Genomic DNA, 22,344 nt, shown 5'->3' with positions numbered 1-22,344 from the left:
CGAACCAGCATTTGTAACGCCCGACGGCGGCTGTCCCCTTGAGGGATAGCCGCCGTTTTGGCGTTTCCCGCCTGGTGTCCCTTCTAGACTGGCAGCATGACTGGCGAAAAGAACCTCCAGACCCTGCTGGCAACCCTGAAACCGGTACTGCGGGAGGGGGAGTACGTCTACGTCCTGTGGCCGCATGGCAGGCCGCTAGAGCCCGGCATCGAAGCTGCCGTCCGTGAGGCCGAGGGCCTGACGGTCGTCCTGCCGCGGGAAAGGGCAGACAGCCTGGGGCTGCACTACGACTTTGTGGCGGCCTGGATCACCCTGGAAGTGCACTCTGCGCTGGAGGCTGTTGGCCTGACCGCCGCCGTCGGGAAGGCCCTGACCGACGCCAGGATCAGCTGCAACGTGCTGGCCGGCTTCCACCACGACCACCTGCTGGTGCCGGTGGCGGACGCACCACGCGCCGTCGAAGCCCTAGCTGAGCTGTCAGCGGCCAGCCGGCACGTGCCGCGGCCCGAGCTGCTGCTCAGGAACGAGACGGCCGCGGACAGGGACAAGATCCTCGCGTTGACGGGCGAGGCGTTCGCGGTCTCCCCGGTCACGGGCCTGCCGGTGGAGGGGGAGCCCGAGGAGGTGGACGTGCTCCGCCGACTCTTCGAGTGCGAGGACTACCTGCCCGGGTTCAGCGTGGTGGCGGTGCTCGACGACGAAATAGTCGGCCATGTGATCAGCACCCGCGGCTGGGTGGGCGACTACGGGTTGCTGGGGCTCGGGCCCATCGGGGTGACGCCCAGGCTGCAGCGCCATGGGATCGGCAGCGCCCTCATGAATGACACCATCGCCCGGGCCAATGCGGCGGGGGAGGGCGGGATTGCGTTGCTGGGCAGCACCGAATACTACCCACGCTTCGGCTTCGTGCCGGCTACAAGTTTCGGCGTCCTGCCGCCCGACGAAACGTGGGGCGACCACTTCCAGCTGCTCCCGCTGGCGGCCTGGCCCGGCGGGGTCCACGGGACGTTCCGGTACGCCGCACCGCTTGCGGGCGAATGACGGGATACCATTGACCGGGCGCCCCAGTAGCCCAATTGGCAGAGGCAGCGGACTTAAAATCCGCGTGTTGTGGGTTCGAGTCCCACCTGGGGTACAAATTCTCCCTAGGGAGTTCCTCCTGATGCGCCCTTCCGCGCCTCCCGCGTGATCTCAACAGTCCTCTCCCGTTCATTGATTTCGCATATGCAACGACTGTTATAAGGATGTGACCTCAGTCACTTATATCCGCCGAAGATATGCATTAGCTTGAAGTTAAATCAGGAACACCTGATCATCCGCGTCAAAGGCCGTTCGCACCTTTCGATCCAGGAGATTGTCAATGATTTCACTTTCCCCGGCGGCACCCCGTCTTGCTAAGCTCACAGCGCTTAGCGTCGGCGTCGCCTTTCTGGTTACAGCCTGTGGTGGTACCTCCACCCCGAGCTCGACAGAAACCACCACGTCAGCAACTGGGATCTCCTGCCCCGCTCCCGGCGCGGCCCCCGGAAGCACAGCAAAGGCAGGCGCTGGAGGCGCTGTTCCGCCTGCAACCACCGTCACGGAAACGCCGCTCAAGCTGGGTTCCCTGCTCCCCACCACCGGCTCCCTGGCCTTCCTCGGGCCGCCCGAAATCGCGGGTGTGAATCTTGGCGTCAAGGAAGTTAATGATGCCGGGGGTGTCCTGGGCAAGCCTGTGGAAGTGATCCACCGTGACTCCGGCGACACTAAGACAGACATCGCCACGCAGTCCACCAGTGCGCTCCTCGGCCAGGGCGTCAGCGCCATCATTGGTGCCGCGTCTTCCGGTGTCTCCAAGACGGTCATCAACCAGATCACCGGTGCCGGTGTTATCCAGTTCTCGCCCGCCAATACTTCCCCGGATTTCACTACCTGGGATGACAAGGGCCTCTACTGGCGTACTGCGCCTTCAGATGTGCTGCAGGGTAAGGTCCTGGGCAACTACATGGCCACCTGTGGTGCACAGACTGTGGGCATGATCGTACTCAACGACGCCTACGGAACCGGCCTTGCCAGCAACGTCAAGTCCTCCTTCGAGGCAGCTGGTGGCAAAGTGGTTGCGGAAGAGCTGTTCAACGAGGGTGACTCCCAGTTCAGCAGCCAGGTGGACAAGGTCATCGCGGCCAAGCCTGACGCGATCGCCCTGATCACTTTTGACCAGGCCAAGAGCATCGTGCCGCTGATGACGGGCAAGGGTGTCAAGCCCACCCAGATGTTCCTTGTGGACGGCAACACCTCCGACTACAGCAAGGACTTCCAGGCCGGGACCCTGAAGGGCGCCCAGGGAACCATCCCTGGCACGTTCGCCAAGGAGGCGTTCAAGCAGAAACTGCTCGCCATTGATCCGGCACTGAAGGACTACAGCTACGCAGGTGAATCCTACGATGCTGTGAACCTGATCGCCCTTGCCACTGAAGCCGCCAAGAGCACCAGCGGCGTTGAGATTGCCAAGCAGCTCAAGGCGGTCTCGGAGTCGGGTGAGAAGTGCACCGACTTCGCCTCCTGTGTCACGCTGCTCCGCAACGGCAAGGACATCGACTACGACGGCCAGTCAGGTCCGGTGACGTTCTCTGACGCCGGCGACCCGACGGAAGCCTACATCGGCATCTACGAGTACCAGGACGATAACAAGTACGCACCGTCCAAGGAAGAATTCGGCAAGCTGTAAAGCCGCTTCCTCCACAAAGAACCCCCGCCCGGGTTGCACCGGGCGGGGGTTCTCTTTGTGTGCGCGAGGGGGTGAGGCACCCAGACGGCACCGGGGAACCACGGCAGGCCTGCAGAAGGGCCGCCACCGGACGGTGACGGCCCTTCTGCAGCTCCTGGCGGCGGCTGGACGGAGATGGCTTAGACCTCGTCCGCCAAGGTGCCGAGGTACAGCTGGATCACCTTGGGGTCCTTCATCAGTTCCCGCCCGGTTCCCGTGTAGGCGTCCCTTCCTTGGTCCAGCACGTAGGCGCGGTCGCAGATCTGGAGGCAACGGCGGGCATTCTGTTCCACCATGATCACCGAAACCCCTGCCCGGTTGATCTCGTGCACCCGCAGGAAGGTTTCGTCCTGCTTGACAGGGGAGAGGCCGGCGGAGGGCTCATCAAGGAGCAGGACGGCGGGCTCCATCATCAGCGCGCGTCCCATGGCCACCATCTGACGTTCGCCGCCGGAGAGCGACCCGGCCCGCTGGGCCCGGCGCTTGCCGAGCTCGGGGAACAGGCTGGTCACAAAATCAAAGCGCTCGGCGAAGTCTTTGGGGCGCTGGAACATGCCCATCTGCATGTTCTCTTCGATAGTCAGCGTGGCGAACACGTTGTTGTTCTGCGGGACGAATCCCACGCCCTTGGTCACCAACTTGTTGGCTTTGAGTCCGGTGATGTCCTGGCCACGAACCACAACGGTGCCCGAATGGACTTTCACCAGACCGAACATGGCCTTGAGAAGCGTCGATTTGCCGGCGCCGTTAGGACCAATAATGCCGATCAGTTCGCCCTTGCGAGCCTCGATATTGCAACCGTTGAGGATATTCACACCGGGAAGGTAGCCGGCAACGAGGTTTGTTACCTTGACGACCGAATCGTCGGTTGCTGCGCTACCGGCAGCGGGAGCCGCACTCGTGGCGCTCATTCTGTGTCCTTTTCTCTGCGACGTTGTTCTTCCGCACGATTCTCCTCGAGCTCCTGCTCGAGCACATCGATGGCGATGATGCCCGCGTTCTCAGTACCGACAATCGACTCCTCATCGGCTTCCAGCTCGGCTGCAAGTTCCTTGATGCCCTCGGTGTCGCCAAGGTCCACGTCGTGATGGGCTCCCAGGTAAGCGTCGATGACGGCGGGATTCTTCATGACTTCGCCAGGAGGGCCCTCGGCGACGATCTTTCCTTCCGCCATCACCACCACCCAATCGGCAATATGGCGCACCATGTTCATGTCGTGCTCCACGAAAAGCACGGTCATGCCTTCAGCCTTGAGGTTCTTGATGTGGTCCAGGAGGGACTGGGTCAGCGCCGGGTTGACGCCTGCCATGGGCTCGTCCAGCATGACCAGCTTGGGCCTGACCATCAGCGAACGTGCCATTTCCAGGAGTTTCCGCTGGCCTCCGGAAAGCGAGGCAGCGTAGTCGTCCTTCTTGGCGTCCAGCTTGAACTTCTCAAGCAGGACGTTCGCCTGGGCAGTGATCTCCTTTTCCCGGCCGCCCCAGAGGCCCTTGAACAGGGCCTTGGAGAGGCGCTCACCGGGCTGTTCCGAGCCACCGAGCCGCATGTTCTCCATGACGGTGAGCTTGCCCATGACCTTGGTCAGCTGGAAGGTCCTCACCATCCCCATTCGTGCCACTTTGTAGGGTGAAACCCCGGCAAGGCTATTGCCTTCGAACTCCCATTTGCCGGAGTTCGGCATATCGAATCCGGTCAGCAGGTTGAAGAGGGTGGTCTTACCTGCACCGTTCGGGCCGATCAGCGCTGTGATCTTGTGCCGCGGGATCTCCAGGTATTCGACGTCGACGGCGTTGATGCCGCCGAAGCTGCGGGTGACGTTTGCCGCCACCACGATCGGATCGCGCTTCTTGCAGCCGGGAGCAGTGTCCCCGGCGGCAATCGGACGCGTGTCCGTCATGTAGTCAATTTTCTCCGACGGACGGGGTTCTTCGCTATGCGTGCTCATGCGAACGCCAGCTCCTTCTTGTTACCGAAGACGCCCTGGGGCCTGAAGATCATCAGCAGCATCAGTGCGACACCCACAAGGATGTAACGCAGCTGGCCGGCCTGGACTGTGTTCAGCCAGGTGACGGCGCCGGATTCGATCAGGCCGTACAGGATGCCCTGTGTGAGGGACAGCACCACCCAGAAGATCATCGCGCCGATGACGGGTCCCAGCACCGTGCCGAGGCCGCCGAGCAACAGGCAGGTGTACAGGAAGAACGTCAGTTCGGTGCCGTAGTTGGCCGGCTGGACTGCGCCGCGGGGGAGCGTAAAGATCATGCCCGCCAGGGCGCCGAGCACGCCACCGATGATGAGGGCCTGCATTTTGTAGGCGTACACGTTCTTGCCGAGGGACCGGACCGCGTTTTCGTCCTCGCGGATGCCCTTGAGTACGCGGCCCCAGGGGCTCCTCATCAGCAGCCACACCAGGGTGCAGCAGATGATGACGAGGCCCCAGCCGACGATCCGGATGAAGAAGTCCCGGTTATTCATGCCCATGTACGAACCCGCCGGAAACGGGTTCATTGCGTAGAACCCGCCTTCGAAGGCGGCCAGGCCGTTGGCCGAACCGGTCACGGCGGTCAGCTGGTTGGTCGTGACAATATAGCGGACGATTTCCGCGGCTGCGATCGTGACGATAGCCAGGTAGTCCGCGCGCAGCCGCAGGGTCGGTATGCCCAGGAGCATCGCGAAGATAGCCGAGCAGATCACGGCGATGACCAGTCCCACAAAGAAGGGCACACCAAAGGTGAGCGTCGAGATGGCGAAGCCGTAGGCGCCCACCGCCATAAAGCCGGCCTGGCCAAAGTTCAGCAGGCCGGAGTAGCCGAAGTGGACTGCCAGTCCGAGGGCCGCAAGAGCATAGGCCGCGGTGGTCGGGCTGAAGAGTTCGCTGGCAGCGCTGGAGAAAATGAATCCGAAATCCATGGCTGTCTCCTAACCCACGCGCTCGCGACGGCCCAGGATGCCCTGGGGCCGGAACAAGAGGACAACAATCATGATGAACAGTGCTCCCACATACTTGAGGTCGGCAGCGAGGCCGAAAACGGTGGTCAGCTCTACGAAGATGCCGACGATGATGGACCCGATGAGGGCGCCGAAGACGGTGCCGAGGCCGCCCAGGGTCACGCCGGCGAAGATGAGCAGCAGGATCTGCGAACCCATGTCGAAGGTCACGCCCGGCCGGTAGTAGGCCCACAGGATTCCGCCGAGGGAGGCGAGCATGCCGCCGGTGACCCAGACGATCCGGATGACCGAGTCGACGTCGATGCCGGAGGCGGCCGCCAACGCCGGGTTGTCAGCCACCGCGCGGGTGGCCTTGCCCAGCCGGGTTTTCAAGAGGACGATTCCGATCAGGGCGATCACCACTGCACTGATGATGAGCGACCACAGGTTGTTGGGAGAGATGGATACCGGACCCAGTTGGATCTCGGCGCTCTGGGCAAAGGGCAGTTGCTGCGTGGCGCCGCCAAAGTAGAACTGGATGACGTACCGGACGGCGAGGGCGAGTCCGATGCTGACGATCATCATGGGCACCAGGCCCGTTCCGCGGCGGCGAAGTGGCTTCCAGAGTCCGGCGTCCTGGACGTAGCCGAAGAGGCCGCCGCCGAGGAGCGAAAGGATCAAGGCAAGCCAGAAGGGGAGGCCTATGGCGTTAAAGGCGAAGACCAGTACGGCGCCCAGGGTGACCATTTCCCCATGGGCGAAGTTAGTCAGCCCCGTGGTTCCGAAGATCAGGGAAAGTCCCACGGAGGCCAGTGCCAGCAGGAGACCGAAGCTCAGCCCAGCAACGAGCCGGTTGAGGAGATTCTGGCCGAAGTCCTGCTGTTGCACCACGATGCCCTCACCGAAGGCGAAAATCACCGAGAGGTTGGAGGTCTGGCTAAACGTGACACTGCGGGGGTTTTCCTGGCCTTCTGCGAGCCTGATGCCCTCTGGCAGGGTCGATTCGTCCAGCTCGATCTCATAGGTGCCCTGGACAGGGACACCGATGCTCCAGGACCCGTTGGCCGCGGATGTGGCGGTCCCTTCGAAGTCCCCGCTCCTAGCGGTTATGGTCACATCGGCGATGGGGGCGCGCGCGTCATCCCGAAGGAAGCCGCTGATGTTGTTCTGGAAGGTCGTAAGCGACGGGGATGGTGTCGGAGACGGCGAAGTGGCTTGTGATGCCGGGGCGACGACGAGCAGTATCGCCACGACAGAGGCAAAGACGGCCCCTATCACTTTCAGCAATCCGCCCGGCCGTCTGTGCGGCGAGCCTTTGGGTGTACTTCTCAAAATTAAAATCCTCCACTTGGGTGGGGTGGCCAGGGATGCGCCATTGCAACCACTGCAAACGTCACGGGACGGATAGTGGTGCTTTCTGCAGGTTGGGGGCCTGATTGTGATATCCGTCACCGTGTGTGGTTTATGTTACAGCTCGTCAGAGGCAAATTTTAGGCTGGGGGGGAGGCCGTCGGGTAGCGATCGCATAACAACTGCGCTACAGCCATGGCGCATTGGCAAAGTGTTCGCAAAGAAACTTCTGTTGATCAGCAGTATTCCTCAGGGGGCGGTCTGGCCTACGCGCGGCCCGGGGGCGCGAGCGACCGTCCACTCGGATGCATCACGGTTGCGTTTCGGCGCCATGGATGGGGAACTTATTGAAGCGCGGGCACGTGGAAGTTGGTAACGTGAACCTTAAGTTCAGCAACCCACCCCCTTACTTGGAGGACACCAGCAATGGCACTTGGCGGAAACCCGATCTTCAACGGAAAAAATTTCCGTGGAGCCACCCAGGCACCGCCTGTCCCGCAGGCGCCCTACGGACAGACCCAGTACGGCCAGCAGCCTTACGGCCAGCGGGCTCCCGGCCAGGTCATGGATCCCCAGAACGGCTGGGGCCAGCAGCAGAACATGACCGATGAGCAGTTGCGCCAGATGTACAACCAGCCGGCCGCAGGTCCCGCGGACACCGGCCGGATGACGTACGACGACGTCATCGTCAAGACTGCTGCCTGCCTCGGAGTCCTGCTGGCCGGTGCCGCGGTGACCCTGTTCGTCAGCATGGGGCTGGCCAGCATCCTGATGATCGTCGGTGCGCTGGGCGGCTTCGTCCTGGCACTGGTCAACACGTTCAAGAAGCAGCCTTCGCCGGCCCTGATCCTGGCCTATGCCGGGCTCGAAGGCCTGTTCCTCGGCGGCCTCACCCGCGTGCTTGACCTGATGTACCCGGGAGTCGGCCTGCAGGCCGTCATCGGCACGCTGTCCGTGTTCACCGTGACGCTGCTCCTGTTCAAGAGCGGCAAGGTGCGCGCCTCTCCCAAGGCCATGAAGTTCTTTATGATCGCCCTGGTGGGTTACGGCCTGTTCTCCGTGGTCAACCTAGTCATGATGATGACGGGTATGACGACGGAACCGTTCGGCCTGCGCAGCGGCATCATTGGTGTTGTCATCGGCATCCTGGCCATTGGCCTGGCCGCGTTCTCCCTGGTCATGGACTTCACCAGCATCGAAGCCGGCGTTCAGAGCGGTGCGCCGCAGCGCTTCTCCTGGACCGCGGCCTTCGGCCTGACGGTCACCCTGGTCTGGCTGTACGTGGAGATCATCCGCGTCCTGGCCATCCTCCGCGGCGAGGACTGACAACAAAACCCGGCATCCGCCGTCGTAATTCGCACTCACAAGAAGAGGGCCCCACCGATGCATTTCGCATCAGGCGGGGCCCTCTTTTTGCGGTATCAGCGCTACGAAATGCGCATGGCTCCCGCTGCAGGGGTCACCGTGAAGATGTCAGGGGCCCTGTAGCCGGCTTCTTCGAAGGCACGCACGACGGCGGCCCGCACCTGCTGCTCCGACGTCACCGGGGTGAGCGCGATGGCGGCCCCGCCGAAGCCACCGCCGGTCATCCGGGCGCCGATTGCGCCGTTGGCGCGGGAGGTGGCCACCGCCAGATCCAGCTCCGGGCAGGAGATTTCAAAGTCGTCCCGCATGGAAACGTGACTGGCGTCCAGCAGCGCGCCGATGGAAATGGGGCCCGCACTGGCCAGCAGCTCCACGGTCTGCAGCACGCGGTCGTTTTCGGTCACGATATGGCGCACGCGCCGGTAGGTGACCTCGTCCAGGAGGCCGGCGGCTTCTTCCAGGTCCTCCATCCGGACGTCACGCAGTGCCTTGACGCCCAGGACCTCGGCGCCCAGTTCGCAGGACGCGCGACGGGAAGCGTACCCGCCGTCGGCATGGGAGTGGGAGACGTTGGTATCGATCACCAGCATCACCAGCCCTGCAGGTTCTGTTTCGAAGGGAACCAGCTGAACGCTCTGGTCGCGGCAGTCCAGGAAGACTGCGTGCCCCTTGGATCCGCGCAACGACGCTGACTGGTCCATGATGCCCGTGGGGGCGCCGACAAAGTCGTTCTCTGCGCGCTGGGTGGCGAGGACCATCTCCTCGGGTTCAAGTCCCGCTCCCGTCAGATCATTCAGGGCTGAGATGACCGCGCATTCGATGGCGTGCGATGAGGACAGGCCGGCGCCCAGGGGGACGTTGGAATCCAGCAGCAGGTCCACCCCCGGAACGGTGATGCCCTGCTGCTGCAACGCCCACATCACACCGAGCGGATACTTCGTCCAGCCCTTGGCGGAAGCCGCGTCCAAAGAGCCGAGGTCAGCGGTGACCATGCCGTGGTCACCATAAGTGGAGAGGAGCCTGACCATGGAGTCCGGACGGACTGCAACAGCCACCCGGGCGGTCCGATCGATCGCGAACGGGAGCACAAAACCCTCGTTGTAGTCGGTGTGCTCGCCGATGAGGTTAACGCGTCCCGGTGCCTGCCAGACGCCGTCGGGAAGCCTGCCGAACTCCTGCCCAAAGCGGGCGGCCAGGTCCGCCGTGCCGGGCTGCGCTGTATCCCGGTCCTCAGTGCCCGGTTCCGCCGGGTTGGTCAGAGGGGTCCGGGCAGTCGACGCGTCAGGGGAGGCGCTCACGCGTGTACTCCTTCAGGCAGGGCCCCCAGAGCAGCAGGGACGGTTGCTGCAGGGACGGGGCTGGACTCCGGAACCACCACGGCACGGAGCCGCTCCGCCACGCTTTCCGGGGTGGTGTCATTGATAAAGGCGCCCATGGCGGCTTCGGAGCCGGCCAGGAACTTGAGCTTGTCCGCTGCCCGGCGGGGCGACGTCAGCTGGAGGTGCAGGTAGCTGGCGGGGCGCAGGAGGTCGTCAAGAGGGGCCTGGTGCCAGGCGGAAATGTAGGGCGTCGGCGTCGGATACAGGGCATCGAGCCGTTTGAGCAGGTCAAGGTAGACATGGGCCAGTTCATCCTTTTCCTCACCGCTCAAGGCGGCAAGGTCGGGTACCTGCCGGTGCGGCACCAGGTGGATTTCCAGCGGCCAGCGGGCAGCGAACGGCACGTAGGCGCTGAAATTCTCGCCCTCCATCACCATTCGGCTCCCGTCCTCGCGTTCCGCCCGCAGAAGCGAGCCCGTGAGCGTCTGCCGCCCGTCGGACCCATCATAGAACTTGCGTGCGGCCGCTCCGATGACCCCTGCCCGGGGCGTGACGTAGGGGTACGCATAGATCTGGCCATGCGGGTGGTGGAGGGTGACGCCGATGTCGGCCCCGCGGTTTTCGAACGGGAACACCTGCTTGATCCCCGGCAGTTTGCTGAGGACTTCAGTGCGGTGCGCCCACGCCTCAACTACAGTCCGGGCGCGGGCCTCACCCAGGCCACTGAACGATCCCGTGTGCTCGGGAGTGAACGCCACTACTTCGCAGCGTCCGTACGCGGGTCCGGTGGTGCCCCAGGCCGGAGTGGACGGCACTGGGCCCACAGCCGGGCCCAGCGACGGGAAGCGGTTTTCAAACACCACAACGTCGTAGTCGGGTGCTGGGATCTCGGAGGGGTTGTTCAGTGTGGTGGGGCAGATGGGGCACTGGTCGGCAGGCGGGAGGTGGGTGCGGGACTGCCGGTGCGCCGCGACGGCCACCCATTCGTCGGTGAGGGCATCGAAGCGTACTTCGCCAGGCTCGCCGCGCTCGGGCAAGGGCCGGTGATCGGTGGTGGTGGCCGCCGTGCGGGGCTGGGCAGTGGCGCCGTCGTCGAAATAAATCAGCTCCCGGCCATCGGCGAGCGTGGTGGTGGTGATACCTGTCATGGCGGGGTCCTTTGCGTGCTGGTGCCGGAGGTGCCGGGCGTCCGTTGCCTCGATCATCCCATATTTCGCTCAAAAATGAATAGTTTCACACAAAAGAGAACATTTCGCGGTGATGGCAGGCTGTCCTTGCCCCCTGTTACGGTGGTGCTCATGACTTCGAGTGCAACCCCGGACGCGAGCATTCCCGCCGGATTCCAGACCTACGCCACCGGCCGGCAGTACGAACTCCGCAGGGGTGACGCGTTGGCCGTTGTGACTGAGTTGGCGGCCGGCCTGCGGCTCTACAGCCGCGCCGGTGTCCAGCTCACCGAGACCTATGGGGACGCCGAGATTTCCCCCGGCGCCGCCGGGATCACCCTCGCCCCCTGGGCAAACAGGGTGGAGGACGGGCTCTGGTACCTGGACGGTAAGAAGCAGCAACTGGACATCACGGAGGTTTCACGGAACAACGCCAGCCATGGACTGCTCCGCAACTCCGCCTACAGCTTGGTTGATGAATCGCAATATTCCGTGACCCTCGAGGCGACGGTCTTCCCGCAGCATGGCTACCCCTTCCTGGTGCGGCACCGTGTCCAGTACCTTCTCGGTGAGGACCTTGGCCTGGAAGTCCGCCAGACGCTGATCAACGATTCCAACACGTCAGCGCCGTTCGTCCTGGGCGCCCACCCTTACCTGCGGCTGGGCGACGCGGACGTGGACCACCTGACCCTGACCGTCGCCGCCGGCACCCGACTGGTGGCGGACCAGCGCCTGATTCCGCGGAGCTCGGAGCCCGTCAGCGGGGACAGTGACTTCCGCAGCGGCCAAACGGTGGGGGACCTTGAGATCGATGTCGCCCTCACTGACCTGACGTTCGACGGCGGTGCGGCCCGCCATGTGCTCAGCGCACCTGACGGCCGCAGTGTCACGTTGTGGCAGGACGAATCCTGCGGCTACGTCCACATCTTTGTGACAACTGAGCTGCCCGGCAGGCCCAGGGCGGTGGCCATCGAACCCATGACCGGTCCAGCCAACGCCTTCAACTCGGGTGACGGGCTGCGCTGGCTCCCGGCAGGAGAATCGTTCACGATGACCTGGGGGATTGATGCTGTCCTGGGCGGGGCCGGGTAGCCGTTTCGCATAAGGGCCTGTGCTGAGGAAGTATTAGGCTATGACGCCAGCCGAGGACGCCACACCACCCGATTCAACGCCCACAGGCACGGTACCGGACACGGTCCGGCCTGTGGAACCCGTCCGTCCGGCCCGGGTGCGGGCGGACCGGGAGCTTGAGAAGGACATTCCCTACGGTATCCGGATCGCTGCGTCGTGGGCCTGGCGGCTTGGTCTCATCCTGTTGATGGCCGGCGCCCTGATTTGGCTGCTCAGCCGGATCAGCTTCCTGATTATCCCCGTTATGGTGGCCGCGCTCCTGGCCGGACTGCTGAGCCCGGTGGTGCGCTGGCTGCGGAGCAGGCGCCTTCCGAACGGCGCCGCGGTGGCCATCACGGTGCTGGGGTTCATCGGCGTGATTGCTGGCGCCCTTGCCCTGGTGGGTCGCCAGCTGGCCGCAGGATTCGGGGAACTGTGGTCCCAGGCGCTGACGGGCGTGAGGCAGGTCCAGGACTGGCTGGCCGAAGGACCCCTGCACCTCACCGCCGACCAGATCGACCAGTACCTCAAGGAAGCATCCGCCGCACTCCAGAACAACAGCAGCAGCATCCTCAGCGGTGCGTTGTCCTTCGGCAGCACCGCAGGCCACTTCGCCGCGGGAATGGTGCTGGCCCTGTTCATCCTGATCTTCTTCCTGCTCGAAGGCGACAGGATCTGGGCCTTCCTGGTCCGCCTCCTCCCGAAGAAAGCGCGTGCGGCAACGTTCGGTGCCGGACGCAAGGGCTGGGCTTCGATGGTCAGCTACGCACGGATCCAGATGTTTGTTGCGTTTGTTGACGCGGTAGGCATCGGCGCCGGCGCGGCCATCATCGGGGTGCCGCTTGCCCTGCCCCTGAGCGTGCTTGTGTTCATCGGTTCCTTTATCCCCGTAGTCGGTGCCCTGGTGACCGGGGCCATCGCCGTGCTCCTGGCCCTGGTGGCCAACGGGCCGGTCAACGCCCTGATCATGCTGGCTATCGTCCTGCTGGTCCAGCAGCTGGAGAGCCACATCCTGCAACCCCTCGTGATGGGCAAGGCCGTGGCCCTGCACCCGGTGGCGGTCATCCTCTCTGTGGCGGCGGGTTCGTACCTTGCGGGCATCCCCGGCGCGCTGTTCTCAGTCCCCATCCTCGCCGTAGCAAACTCCGCAATTCGCTACATCGCGGCCAGAACATGGGAACATGAACAGGTGCTGGCAACCCCCGGAGGGCCGGTGACGCCAGGTCCGGACCATGATGACTCCATCAGGGACGTCCGGTTGCCGGGCTTCAAGCCCAAGCGCGGCAAGGACGCCGCAGCCAGCACAGAAGCAGCCAATCCGGACGCCCAGGCCTGAAACATGAGCCAAGGCGCCGGAGCCGTATCCACCCAAGGAGCATAAGTCCGTGAACACCCTTGAAACCCTTCCCGTCACGCTGGACGATGTCCTGGAGGCGCAGAAGCTGCTCGAGGGGATTATTATGCGGACCCCGGTGGAATCGTCACGGGCCCTGGGCGGGATGGTTGGCGGCGACGTCTTCTTCAAGTGCGAAAACCTGCAGCGGGCCGGATCGTTCAAGGTCCGCGGTGCCTATGTCCGCATGGCCAAGCTCTCGGCTGAGGACAAAAAACGCGGTGTTGTGGCCGCGTCAGCCGGAAACCACGCACAGGGCGTGGCCGTAGCCGCCAAAAGCCTGGGCATCAAGGCCCGCATCTACATGCCGCTGGGCGTAGCCCTCCCGAAACTGGCGGCCACGCGCAGCCACGGTGCGGAGGTGATCCTCCACGGCCACAACGTGGATGAGGCCCTCGCCGAGGCGCAGCGCTACGCCGATGAGTCCGGCATGGTCTTTGTGCACCCTTTCGACAATGTTGATGTGGTGTCCGGCCAGGGAACCATCGGCCTGGAGATTCTCGAGCAGATCCCCAATGTGGACACCATCCTGATGGGTGTGGGCGGCGGCGGGCTGCTGGCCGGAGTTGCTGTCGCCGTCAAGGCCCGGGCCAGGGAACTTGGCCGGGAAATCCGCATCATCGGTGTCCAGGCCGAAAATGCTGCGGCTTATCCGCCGTCACTCGCCGCCGACGCACTGGTTCCGCTGAAGAAAGTGTCCACCATGGCTGACGGCATTGCGGTGGGGCGGCCCGGACAGCTGCCCTTCAGCATCATCCGCGAGCTGGTGGATGATGTTGTCACGGTCAGCGAGGATTCCCTGGCGCGGGCCCTGATCTTCCTGCTGGAGCGGGCCAAGATGGTGGTGGAACCCGCCGGGGCGGTTGGAGTTGCGGCCTTGATGGACGGCAAAATCGAAAACCCCGGGACCACGGCCGTGATCCTGTCCGGCGGCAATATCGATCCGATGCTGATGCTTAAAGTCATCCAGCGGGGCCTGTCCGCCGCCGGGCGCTACATGACAGTCCGGATGATGCTGGATGACCGGCCGGGCTCGCTGGCCACCATCGCCCGCATCATCGCCGAAAACGATGCGAACGTCACGGGCCTGGATCACACGCGTGTTGGCGGCTCCATCAGCATGGGCGACGTTTCCATCACCGTGAACCTCGAAACCAAGGGCCACGAACATTGTGAGCAGGTCCTCGGCGCCCTTCGTGCCGAGGGTTTCCAGCCCATTGTGGTGCATTAGGAGCAGCCATGCTTGACGCGATGGGGGACGGAAAGCCGCGGAACCGGGAAACCACAGCCTCGCGGGCGAAGGGCGGACTGTTGGTGGCCGGCGGCTTTGTGGCCGTGCTCTTTGTGATCGAACTGTTCAACATGCTGACCCTGCATGCCCTGAACCGGACTTTCGGGCTCCGCCCCCGGTCCGCGGACGGGCTTCTGGACATCCTGACGTTCCCGCTGCTGCACGCCAATCTGAACCACCTGCTGTCCAATGCCCTGCCCCTGGTCGTCTTCGGCTTCCTGGTGTTCCTCTCCGGCGTGAGGGTGTTCCTGACGGCCCTCGGGTTCAGCTGGCTGGGCTCCGGACTGACAGTGTGGCTGATTGGCGACGGCGGCATTACCGTTGGCGCCTCCGGCCTGGTTTTCGGATTGTTCGCCTTCCTCCTGGTACGGGGTTTCTTCAACCACAGCTGGCGCCAGATCCTGCTCGCCGTGGTGCTGTTTATGGTCTACGGAGGCATCCTGCTGGGGGTGCTGCCCATCATGGGCATCTACATCTCCTGGCAGGCGCACCTCGGCGGCGCGGCAGGCGGAGTTGCCGCTGCCCTGTTGCTGCGCCCCAAGCACACAAGAACGCCGGCCCCCTGACGGGGACCGGCGTTGGCCAGGCTTGGTTAGCCTGAAACGATCAGTGTGAAGCGTCAGCCTGCGTAAGGCTTGGCGGAGAGGATCTCCACCGTGATGTCCTTGCCGTTCGGAGCCGTGTAGCTGAGCTTCGCGCCCTCTTTGTGGCCGACGATTGCGGCGCCGAGGGGTGACTTCTCACTGAACACGTCCAGGTCTGAATCGCCGGCGATTTCGCGGGACCCCAGCAGGAATGTCTCTTCGTCGCCTGCGATCCGGGCAACAACGAGCATGCCGGGCTCCACAATGCCGTCGTCAGCGGGGGACTCGCCTACGTGGGCATCGCGCAGAAGGGCCGTCAGCTGGCGGATCCGGGCTTCGATCTTGCCCTGCTCTTCTTTGGCTGCATGGTAGCCGCCGTTTTCCTTTAGGTCGCCCTCTTGCCGGGCAGCTTCAATCTTCTGGACGATCTCCGCACGGCCAGGGCCGGAAAGGTGGTCCAGCTCTGCCTTCAGGCGGTCAAAAGCTTCCTGGGTGAGCCAGGCTGCAGGCGCGCTGTTGGTGGTAGACACGGACTTCTCCTAATGGTCGTACATGCAAAAGACCCCGCAACGGTGGCCACGTATGGAACTCAGCAACCAGCTCAGCGGGGTAAAGGTATTGACCCATTGTAGTCAAAACTCTGGACATACCCAACCCGGGATGGGGCATAGATCACACGGCGCTACGTCCCGGCACTCGGAATCCAGCAGTCGTCCACCACGCCGGAAACTGACAAGGACTCCGTCCGGAGTGTCACGCGCTGCGAAACTGTCCTGCCGCCGTCGGCCGTTCCGTCAGCTTTCCCGGGCGGGATGTCCACTACTTTCCAGCCCACCACGGCGAACTTGGAGTCGAGGGCCTTGACGGCGCACTTGACGGCCGTCCCTGGTTCCCGGGTGACCTGGAAATCAACCTCGGTCGCCGTGGCATCGGTGGTGCTGAAACCGATGTCCTTGAACGTCACGTCAGAGCCGGCTGAGGACGTGGAGACCCAGGCCATAAACCCCACTCCGGCCGCCAGCGCCGCTACGGCAATGCCACGTTTGACCGCACGCGGGAGGGGCTGCTTTTTACTGCCATAACGATTGGCTAGGCTAGTGTCTGCAGGCGGGGACGCGGCGGGCTGATCCTGGGTAGTCACCAGTCCAGTTTAGTTCGGTTCCAGGCCGTGGCCGTCCGGGCCGGATCAGCACCCCCGGCACAGCTGTCCCGTCCGTCCAGTCATGCAAGTCCTCAGTCCAATGGCCGTCACAGCAGCCGCAGAAGAATAAGGAGCCGTCCTCGATGACAGCGTCCACCAATACCCCGGCAACGCTGAGGCTGCTAGCCGTGCATGCTCACCCGGACGACGAGTCAAGCAAGGGTGCCGCGACCATGGCCATGTACGCCGCCGCCGGAGTGGAAGTCATGGTGGCCACCTGCACCGACGGATCCCGCGGAGACATCCAGAACCCTGCCGTGGAAGCCGAGCCGCATCCCAAGCGGGACATGGCCGGGGCGCGCCGGCTGGAAATGGACCAGGCGGCCAAGGTATTGGGCATCCAGCAGCGCTGGTTGGGATTCACGGACTCCGGGCTGCCCGAGGGCGATCCGCTGCCGCCGCTGCCTGCCGGATCCTTCGCCGTCCAGCCGCTGGAGCGCGCCGCGGCGCCGCTGGTGCGGCTGGTCCGGGACTTCAAGCCGCAGGTGATCGTCAGCTATGACGAAAACGGGGGATACCCGCACCCGGACCACATCATGGCGCACCGGGTGGCAGTGGAGGCATTTGCGGCTGCCGGTGACCCCAGCAGGTATCCCGACGCCGGAGCGGCCTGGGAACCCAGCAAGCTCTATTACGACAGGGCCTTCAGCCCGGACCGGTTCCGCGCACTGCATTTTGCCCTCGAGGAAGCAGGCCTGCAGTCCCCGTACGCCCAGCGGCTGGCCGCGTGGCTGGAAACGGACGCGGAAGGCCACACCCCGCCACAGGGTGCCCATGCCACCACCACGCAGATCGACTGCGGGGACTTTTTTGAGGCCCGCGACGACGCACTCCGCGCGCACCGGACGCAGGTTGATCCGCTGGGCTTCTTCTTTGCCGTGTCGGCCGAGATGCAGCGCCGCGTGTGGCCGTGGGAAGACTACTCCCTGATCGAGTCCAGGGTCCCCGCGGAATTTCCCGAAAAGGACCTTTTCGCCGGGCTAAGATAGAGCGGCAGCATATTCTATGCCGTGTAGAAAAGCAGTGGGCTGGTCCGGACCCCGCGGACCCGCCTCCGGAATCCCCGGCTGGCTGCCCATCAGTTTCCACAGAAGGTTTGAACCGTGCACCACTTGCTCCTCGCCCTGACCACCACGCCCTCACCGCTGCCGACGCCCGGCCTGCGTGAGGGCATCTCCGAGGACCAGATCACCCCGGGCCTGTGGGGCTTTATCATGACGGCTTTCTTTGTGCTGGCCACCACGCTGCTGATTGTGGACATGGTCCGCCGCATCCGCCGCGTCCGCTACCGGGCGCAGGTGGAAGAGGAACGCCAGGCAGCGGCCGAGGCCGCGGACATTGAAGCTGCGGACGGCCACGACGGCCTCGGTGTTGCCGGCGACACGGATGCGTCCGGCGACAAGGCAGGCCTCGAAGACAACGGTCGCGGCCAGGCCGCCGACCGGCCCCAGCCCCGCGACTGAAGCGGGCCGGACCCCCGCGTTCCTACCGGCCTCGACAGTTCAGCTGAGGACTGCGATGGCGATCGCCGTGAAATGTGCTGCGAAGGCCAGAACCGTCAGGGCATGGAACAGTTCGTGGAAGCCAAAGTGTTCGTAGCTGAAGTTGGGTTTCTTCAGCGCGTAGAACACGGCGCCGGTGATGTACAGTACGCCGCCCACACAGATGAGGACGGCGGCGGGGACGCTGGCCGCGAAGAACTCAGGCAGGTAGAACAGCGACCCGCAGCCCAGGGCGATGTAGATGGGCACGTACAGCCAGCGCGGCGCGTCCGTCCACAGCAGCCGGAACAGCACGCCCAGAATGGCCCCGGACCAGATGACCCAGAGCAGCAGGACCGCCTTGGGCTGTTCCAGCAGCGACCAGGCCAGGGGAGTATAGCTGCCGGCGATGACCAGCATGATGTTGGTGTGGTCCAGACGCTTGAGGACAATCTTCACGCCCGGAGACCAGTTGCCGCGGTGGTAGATGGCACTGATGCCAAAAAGCAGGACGCCGGTGGCAGCGTAGATGGCCGAGGTGATCTTGCGGTCCGTAGTGGGGGCGAGGACCACGAGGACGAGGCCCGCTGCCAGGGCCAGCGGAGCCGTGACGGTGTGGATCCAGCCGCGCCACTTGGGCTTGATCATCAGGAGCTCGGCCAGCCGGACGGCGGCGTCGTTCAAGGGGCTGTGGCCGTGGTCCGCAGAGGGCGCGCGGGGGCCGTCAGGAGTCTGGCTGTTCATGGCTTCAGAATATCCTCTCTTTGGATAAGTTACTCATGGGTAACAATCATGGCAGGTCATCCGGGAACGTCCCGTCACGCCGGTCCCGGTCCCGGACGGTAGCCTAGGATGTGCAATGCCGTCGAACAGCAACGGAAGTCAGGTGAGTCTCCTCGTGGAATTGCGCGGGTTCCTTTATGGCTTCTACGAGAGGCGGCTGCTCAGCGAGTTGGCCGGCGGCCGCATTCCCAATCACATCGGCGTGATGGTGGATGGCAACCGCCGCTGGGCCAAACAGTTCAACGCACCCACCAGCCAGGGCCACCAGGCCGGCGCGGACAAGATCCATGAATTCCTCGGATGGTGCCAGGAGCTTGGGGTCAAGGTGGTCACGCTCTACATGCTGTCCACGGACAACATGAGCCGGTCCAGCGAGGAGCTGGACCTTCTGATGGGGATCATTGCCAACACCCTGGACCGCCTGGACGATGACGCCAACATCTCGGTCAACGCCATGGGCGCCCCCGAGCTCTTGCCCGACTACCTGGCGGAACGGCTCAACAAGCTCACTGCCCGCACTCCGGTACGCGAAAAGATCCACGTCAACGTTGCGGTGGGCTACGGCGGACGCCGCGAAATCGTTGACGCCGTGCGGGAGCTGCTTCACGACGCCGTCGCCAAGGGCTCTGACATTTCGGTGCTCGCTGACACCCTGTCCGTGGACGATATTTCCCGTTTCCTCTACACTCGCGGCCAGCCGGATCCGGACCTGGTGATCAGAACCTCCGGGGAGCAGCGGCTGTCCGGGTTCCTGATGTGGCAGAGCGCGTACAGCGAGTTCTACTTCTGCGAGGCCTTGTGGCCCGCCTTCCGAAAAGTGGACTTCCTCCGCGCCCTTCGGGACTACGCCGGCAGGCAGCGGCGCTTCGGGACCTGATCCGGCCGGTCCGTTCATCCGGAATTCACAAGCCGGTAACAGGAATCGCCGACGGATGGCACCGGAAATTACTGGGCAGGGATTTACGTTATATCCATCAGCAGGCAAATACGCCGGCTGATCGGGGAGGCCAGTACATGGAGCGAATTTCGCACCGGTTGTATGGGAGGCCGGACCCGGCCTCCAGGCCGAGCCGCCTCACCAATAACAATTCCGGGCGTGCCCGGGGCTGGAGTCGATGTGGCTAATTCTGAACAACTGCCCGAAGCCGTTTTTGACCAGGGACAGAAAGCTACCTCTCGCGCCACGCGAGCCACCTCACAAACCGGTGCAGCAGACGAAACATCTGCGGCCGGTTTTGCTGTCTCCGGAAGGGACGCCACCATTAGCACGTTCGTCATTGACACCTCCGTCCTGCTCTCGGATCCACGGGCGCTGCTGCGCTTCGCCGAGCACGAAGTCATTGTTCCGATTGTTGTCATCACGGAACTTGAGGGGAAACGGCACGACCCCGAACTGGGCTATTTTGCCCGCAAGGCGCTCCGGCTGCTCGATGATCTCCGGGTGAAACACGGTGGCTTGAGCAAACCCATCCCCATCGGAAACGAGGGCGGCACCCTCCTGGTGGAGCTGAACCACATTTCCGCCGACGTGCTCCCCTTGGGTTTCCGCAGCGGAGACAACGACAGCCGCATCCTGGCTGTGGCCAAGAACCTGGCCAATGAAGGCCGGAACGTCACCGTGGTGTCGAAGGATCTCCCCATGCGGGTCAAGGCCTCCGCCATGGGACTTACTGCCGACGAATACCGCAACGAGCTCGTGAAGGATTCGGGCTGGACCGGCGTCGCGGAGGTGGAAGCCAGCGAGGAAGAAATTTCCACCCTGTACGGCCACGAGCCGGTCTTCATTCCCGCGGCCGCGGAAATGCCGGTCAACACCGGGCTGGTGATCCTCTCCAACCGGGGCTCAGCCCTGGGCCGGGTGGGCGCTGACAAGCAGGTGCGGCTGGTCAAGGGGGACCGGGACGTATTCGGGCTCCACGGACGATCGGCGGAACAGCGGCTCGCAATCGACATGCTGATGGACCCCGCCGTCGGAATCGTTTCGGTTGGCGGACGGGCCGGCACCGGCAAATCCGCGCTGGCCCTGTGTGCCGGTCTGGAAGCCGTGCTGGAACGCCGCGAGCACCGCAAGGTGATCGTCTTCCGTCCGCTCTACGCCGTGGGTGGACAGGAACTTGGCTACCTGCCCGGCTCCGAGTCGGAAAAGATGAACCCCTGGGCCCAGGCGGTCTTTGATACGCTCGGCGCCCTGGTCAGTCAGGAAGTCGTGGAGGAAGTTATGGACCGAGGCATGCTCGAGGTCATGCCGCTGACCCACATCCGCGGCCGTTCCCTTCACGACGCCTTCGTGATCGTCGACGAGGCCCAGTCGCTCGAGAAGAACGTCCTCCTCACCGTGATGAGCCGCATCGGCCAGAACTCCAAGATCGTCCTCACCCACGACGTCGCCCAGCGTGACAACCTGCGCGTCGGTCGGCACGACGGTATCGCCGCCGTCGTCGAAACCCTGAAAGGACACCCCCTCTTCGGCCACATCACCTTGACCCGTTCCGAAAGGTCACCGATCGCAGCCCTGGTAACAGAGCTCCTCGAAGGCGCCGAAATCTAGACCTGCGTTCCGTTAGGTGAGGGGCCGTGGTTCCGTTCGTCGGGCCACGGCCCTTCTCCGTCGCTTAGACACCTCCCGCCGCTTTGCTACGGTCGCTGGGCGACCTTCGCGCCGCTTTGGTCGGCGATGCGCTCCTACGAGAAGGCCCGAGGCCCTCCTTGAACGGCGGTGACCGGCGCACACGTCAGGTGGGGGTTCTTCGCGTAGGAGCGCATCGCGGCGCATCGGGCCCAGAGGTCGCTTAGCGACCGGCGGAGCCCCTATGCGTCGTGTCTAAGCGACGGCGAAGGACCTCTACCTGGCGGACCCAACCACCCTCAGCCGACGAGGAACTTAGCCGCCGCTTCGTGGCCTTCTACTTGGAGGGTCCAGTCGGGGCGTTTGAAGGTTGCGGGCGTGAGGCGCACTTTTTGGACTTCGACGGCCTTGCCGCCCCAGGATTGCCTGTTGGTGCCGTTGAGTTCGTAGCCGAGGGAGCGGGACACGCCCAGGGAGGCGGCGTTCCAGGCGGCGGCTTCGGATTCGGCCACTTCGGCGCCGAGCCAGTCGAACGCGTAAAGCGCGACGGCGGCCCGCATCTCCGTGCCGAGCCCTTGGCCGTGGAGGGACTGCTTGAGCCAGGAGCCGGTGCTGACGGTCTTGAGGGTGGCAAAGTCCTTGGCACCGATGTCCTGGCAGCCGATGAATTCGTCCTGGTACCAGATGCCAAGGAGCAGGGTCCAGTCCTCGGGTGTGGCCTGGCCGCGGCAACGCCAGTACCACTGCGCCATGTTGTGCCCTAAGGACTCCGCCGGCAGTTCCGTCCACGGAGTGCTGAAGGGGCTCCTGCCGGGTTCGTGGACTCCGCTGGCGGCCGCTGCAACTGCGGCGGGAATGTCGGCGTCGGCGATGGGACGCAGCACTAGTCGGGGTGTGGTCAACTCGAGGCCGAAGAGGGGCCAGATGGAAGTCAGCGCGGTCATCAGGGAAGCCTAGCCCCAGGACTCTGGACATGGGGTGATGGTGTTCGACTGACTTCCGCAGGATTCCGGTGTTTTTGTTATGGGTGCGACATAACAACGGCTGTTAATCCCCCTTCT

Annotated in this window: 21 protein-coding genes and 1 tRNA gene; 12 read left to right on the top strand and 10 right to left on the bottom strand. The window is 64.0% G+C overall.

Annotated elements, in window-relative coordinates; all coding sequences use genetic code 11:
• Positions 1 to 96 precede the first annotated feature (96 nt).
• From ACX80X_RS08815 to ACX80X_RS08805, 3 genes are all read left to right on the top strand, one after another.
• Positions 97 to 1,041, top strand: a complete 945-nt coding sequence (locus tag ACX80X_RS08815) for an N-acetyltransferase (RefSeq protein WP_252607802.1) — start codon at positions 97 to 99, stop codon at positions 1,039 to 1,041.
• A 20-nt stretch (positions 1,042 to 1,061) separates the two neighbouring features.
• Positions 1,062 to 1,135: transfer RNA gene (locus ACX80X_RS08810), tRNA-Leu, on the top strand.
• A 225-nt stretch (positions 1,136 to 1,360) separates the two neighbouring features.
• A complete protein-coding gene (locus ACX80X_RS08805; protein WP_252602399.1) occupies positions 1,361 to 2,707 on the top strand; it encodes an ABC transporter substrate-binding protein in 1,347 nt (448 codons plus the stop codon).
• Between the two features lie 179 nt (positions 2,708 to 2,886).
• On the opposite strand, the gene ACX80X_RS08800 is transcribed toward ACX80X_RS08805, so the two are convergent.
• The 4 genes from ACX80X_RS08800 to ACX80X_RS08785 are packed head-to-tail and all read right to left on the bottom strand — an operon-like array spanning position 2,887 to position 6,949.
• A complete protein-coding gene (locus tag ACX80X_RS08800) occupies positions 2,887 to 3,657 on the bottom strand; it encodes an ABC transporter ATP-binding protein (protein WP_252607804.1) in 771 nt (256 codons plus the stop codon).
• Positions 3,654 to 4,691, bottom strand: coding sequence for an ABC transporter ATP-binding protein (locus ACX80X_RS08795; protein ID WP_252614995.1), 1,038 nt, complete (start codon positions 4,689 to 4,691; stop codon positions 3,654 to 3,656). Before ACX80X_RS08795 ends, ACX80X_RS08800 begins: the two co-directional genes overlap by 4 nt.
• Positions 4,688 to 5,656, bottom strand: coding sequence for a branched-chain amino acid ABC transporter permease (locus ACX80X_RS08790; protein WP_056343518.1), 969 nt, complete (start codon positions 5,654 to 5,656; stop codon positions 4,688 to 4,690). The genes ACX80X_RS08795 and ACX80X_RS08790 overlap by 4 nt, the downstream gene beginning before the upstream one ends.
• Positions 5,657 to 5,665: 9 nt before the next feature.
• A complete protein-coding gene (locus ACX80X_RS08785; RefSeq protein ID WP_374209956.1) occupies positions 5,666 to 6,949 on the bottom strand; it encodes a branched-chain amino acid ABC transporter permease in 1,284 nt (427 codons plus the stop codon).
• 501 nt (positions 6,950 to 7,450) lie between these two features.
• Between ACX80X_RS08785 and ACX80X_RS08780 the strand changes: the two genes are divergently transcribed.
• A complete protein-coding gene (locus ACX80X_RS08780) occupies positions 7,451 to 8,350 on the top strand; it encodes a Bax inhibitor-1/YccA family protein (protein ID WP_252602387.1) in 900 nt (299 codons plus the stop codon).
• Between the two features lie 101 nt (positions 8,351 to 8,451).
• Here the strand turns inward: ACX80X_RS08780 and galK are convergent, their stop codons facing one another.
• Positions 8,452 to 9,648 carry a galactokinase gene (gene galK, locus ACX80X_RS08775; RefSeq protein ID WP_374210051.1) on the bottom strand — a complete coding sequence of 399 codons (1,197 nt, stop codon included), beginning with the start codon at positions 9,646 to 9,648 and terminating at the stop codon, positions 8,452 to 8,454.
• Between the two features lie 35 nt (positions 9,649 to 9,683).
• Complete coding sequence (gene galT / locus ACX80X_RS08770) at positions 9,684 to 10,856, bottom strand: galactose-1-phosphate uridylyltransferase (protein WP_252602384.1); 1,173 nt, start codon at positions 10,854 to 10,856, stop codon at positions 9,684 to 9,686.
• Positions 10,857 to 11,006: 150 nt separating this feature from the next.
• Between galT and ACX80X_RS08765 the strand changes: the two genes are divergently transcribed.
• Genes ACX80X_RS08765 through ACX80X_RS08750 form a run of 4 tightly spaced genes read left to right on the top strand, consistent with a single transcriptional unit; the run spans position 11,007 to position 15,234 of the window.
• Positions 11,007 to 11,966 (top strand): aldose 1-epimerase family protein, encoded by a 960-nt coding sequence (locus ACX80X_RS08765; RefSeq protein WP_252602381.1) that lies wholly within the window; start codon positions 11,007 to 11,009, stop codon positions 11,964 to 11,966.
• 40 nt (positions 11,967 to 12,006) lie between these two features.
• Positions 12,007 to 13,320, top strand: coding sequence for an AI-2E family transporter (locus ACX80X_RS08760; protein ID WP_252602378.1), 1,314 nt, complete (start codon positions 12,007 to 12,009; stop codon positions 13,318 to 13,320).
• A gap of 49 nt (positions 13,321 to 13,369) precedes the next feature.
• Positions 13,370 to 14,608, top strand: coding sequence for a threonine ammonia-lyase (gene ilvA, locus ACX80X_RS08755; RefSeq protein ID WP_104060985.1), 1,239 nt, complete (start codon positions 13,370 to 13,372; stop codon positions 14,606 to 14,608).
• An 8-nt stretch (positions 14,609 to 14,616) separates the two neighbouring features.
• Positions 14,617 to 15,234, top strand: a complete 618-nt coding sequence (locus ACX80X_RS08750; protein ID WP_459311778.1) for a rhomboid family intramembrane serine protease — start codon at positions 14,617 to 14,619, stop codon at positions 15,232 to 15,234.
• A 53-nt stretch (positions 15,235 to 15,287) separates the two neighbouring features.
• On the opposite strand, the gene greA is transcribed toward ACX80X_RS08750, so the two are convergent.
• Positions 15,288 to 15,782 (bottom strand): transcription elongation factor GreA, encoded by a 495-nt coding sequence (gene greA, locus ACX80X_RS08745; RefSeq protein WP_056343498.1) that lies wholly within the window; start codon positions 15,780 to 15,782, stop codon positions 15,288 to 15,290.
• 152 nt (positions 15,783 to 15,934) lie between these two features.
• Positions 15,935 to 16,393: a DUF4307 domain-containing protein gene (locus ACX80X_RS08740; protein ID WP_252602373.1), complete on the bottom strand. Its 459-nt coding sequence runs from the start codon at positions 16,391 to 16,393 to the stop codon at positions 15,935 to 15,937.
• Between the two features lie 143 nt (positions 16,394 to 16,536).
• Here ACX80X_RS08740 and mca point away from each other — a divergent pair, with 143 nt between their 5' ends.
• Together mca and ACX80X_RS08730 are read left to right on the top strand one after the other, a co-directional pair.
• Positions 16,537 to 17,442, top strand: a complete 906-nt coding sequence (gene mca / locus ACX80X_RS08735; protein WP_459311776.1) for a mycothiol conjugate amidase Mca — start codon at positions 16,537 to 16,539, stop codon at positions 17,440 to 17,442.
• Positions 17,443 to 17,556: 114 nt separating this feature from the next.
• Positions 17,557 to 17,916 (top strand): hypothetical protein, encoded by a 360-nt coding sequence (locus tag ACX80X_RS08730; protein ID WP_252607810.1) that lies wholly within the window; start codon positions 17,557 to 17,559, stop codon positions 17,914 to 17,916.
• A 39-nt stretch (positions 17,917 to 17,955) separates the two neighbouring features.
• On the opposite strand, the gene trhA is transcribed toward ACX80X_RS08730, so the two are convergent.
• Positions 17,956 to 18,678 carry a PAQR family membrane homeostasis protein TrhA gene (trhA, locus tag ACX80X_RS08725; protein ID WP_240484314.1) on the bottom strand — a complete coding sequence of 241 codons (723 nt, stop codon included), beginning with the start codon at positions 18,676 to 18,678 and terminating at the stop codon, positions 17,956 to 17,958.
• A gap of 154 nt (positions 18,679 to 18,832) precedes the next feature.
• Here trhA and ACX80X_RS08720 point away from each other — a divergent pair, with 154 nt between their 5' ends.
• Both ACX80X_RS08720 and ACX80X_RS08715 read left to right on the top strand, forming a co-directional pair.
• Positions 18,833 to 19,594 carry an isoprenyl transferase gene (locus ACX80X_RS08720; RefSeq protein ID WP_252602442.1) on the top strand — a complete coding sequence of 254 codons (762 nt, stop codon included), beginning with the start codon at positions 18,833 to 18,835 and terminating at the stop codon, positions 19,592 to 19,594.
• Between the two features lie 240 nt (positions 19,595 to 19,834).
• Positions 19,835 to 21,265 carry a PhoH family protein gene (locus ACX80X_RS08715; protein WP_252602367.1) on the top strand — a complete coding sequence of 477 codons (1,431 nt, stop codon included), beginning with the start codon at positions 19,835 to 19,837 and terminating at the stop codon, positions 21,263 to 21,265.
• Positions 21,266 to 21,582: 317 nt separating this feature from the next.
• Here the strand turns inward: ACX80X_RS08715 and ACX80X_RS08710 are convergent, their stop codons facing one another.
• Positions 21,583 to 22,227, bottom strand: a complete 645-nt coding sequence (locus ACX80X_RS08710) for a GNAT family N-acetyltransferase (RefSeq protein ID WP_459311774.1) — start codon at positions 22,225 to 22,227, stop codon at positions 21,583 to 21,585.
• Positions 22,228 to 22,344: the final 117 nt, after the last annotated feature.

This window comes from Pseudarthrobacter sp. MDT3-1 (assembly GCF_054510755.1).
Note: the sequence above shows the minus strand (reverse complement) of the source record. Positions and strands in the feature narration are given on the sequence as shown.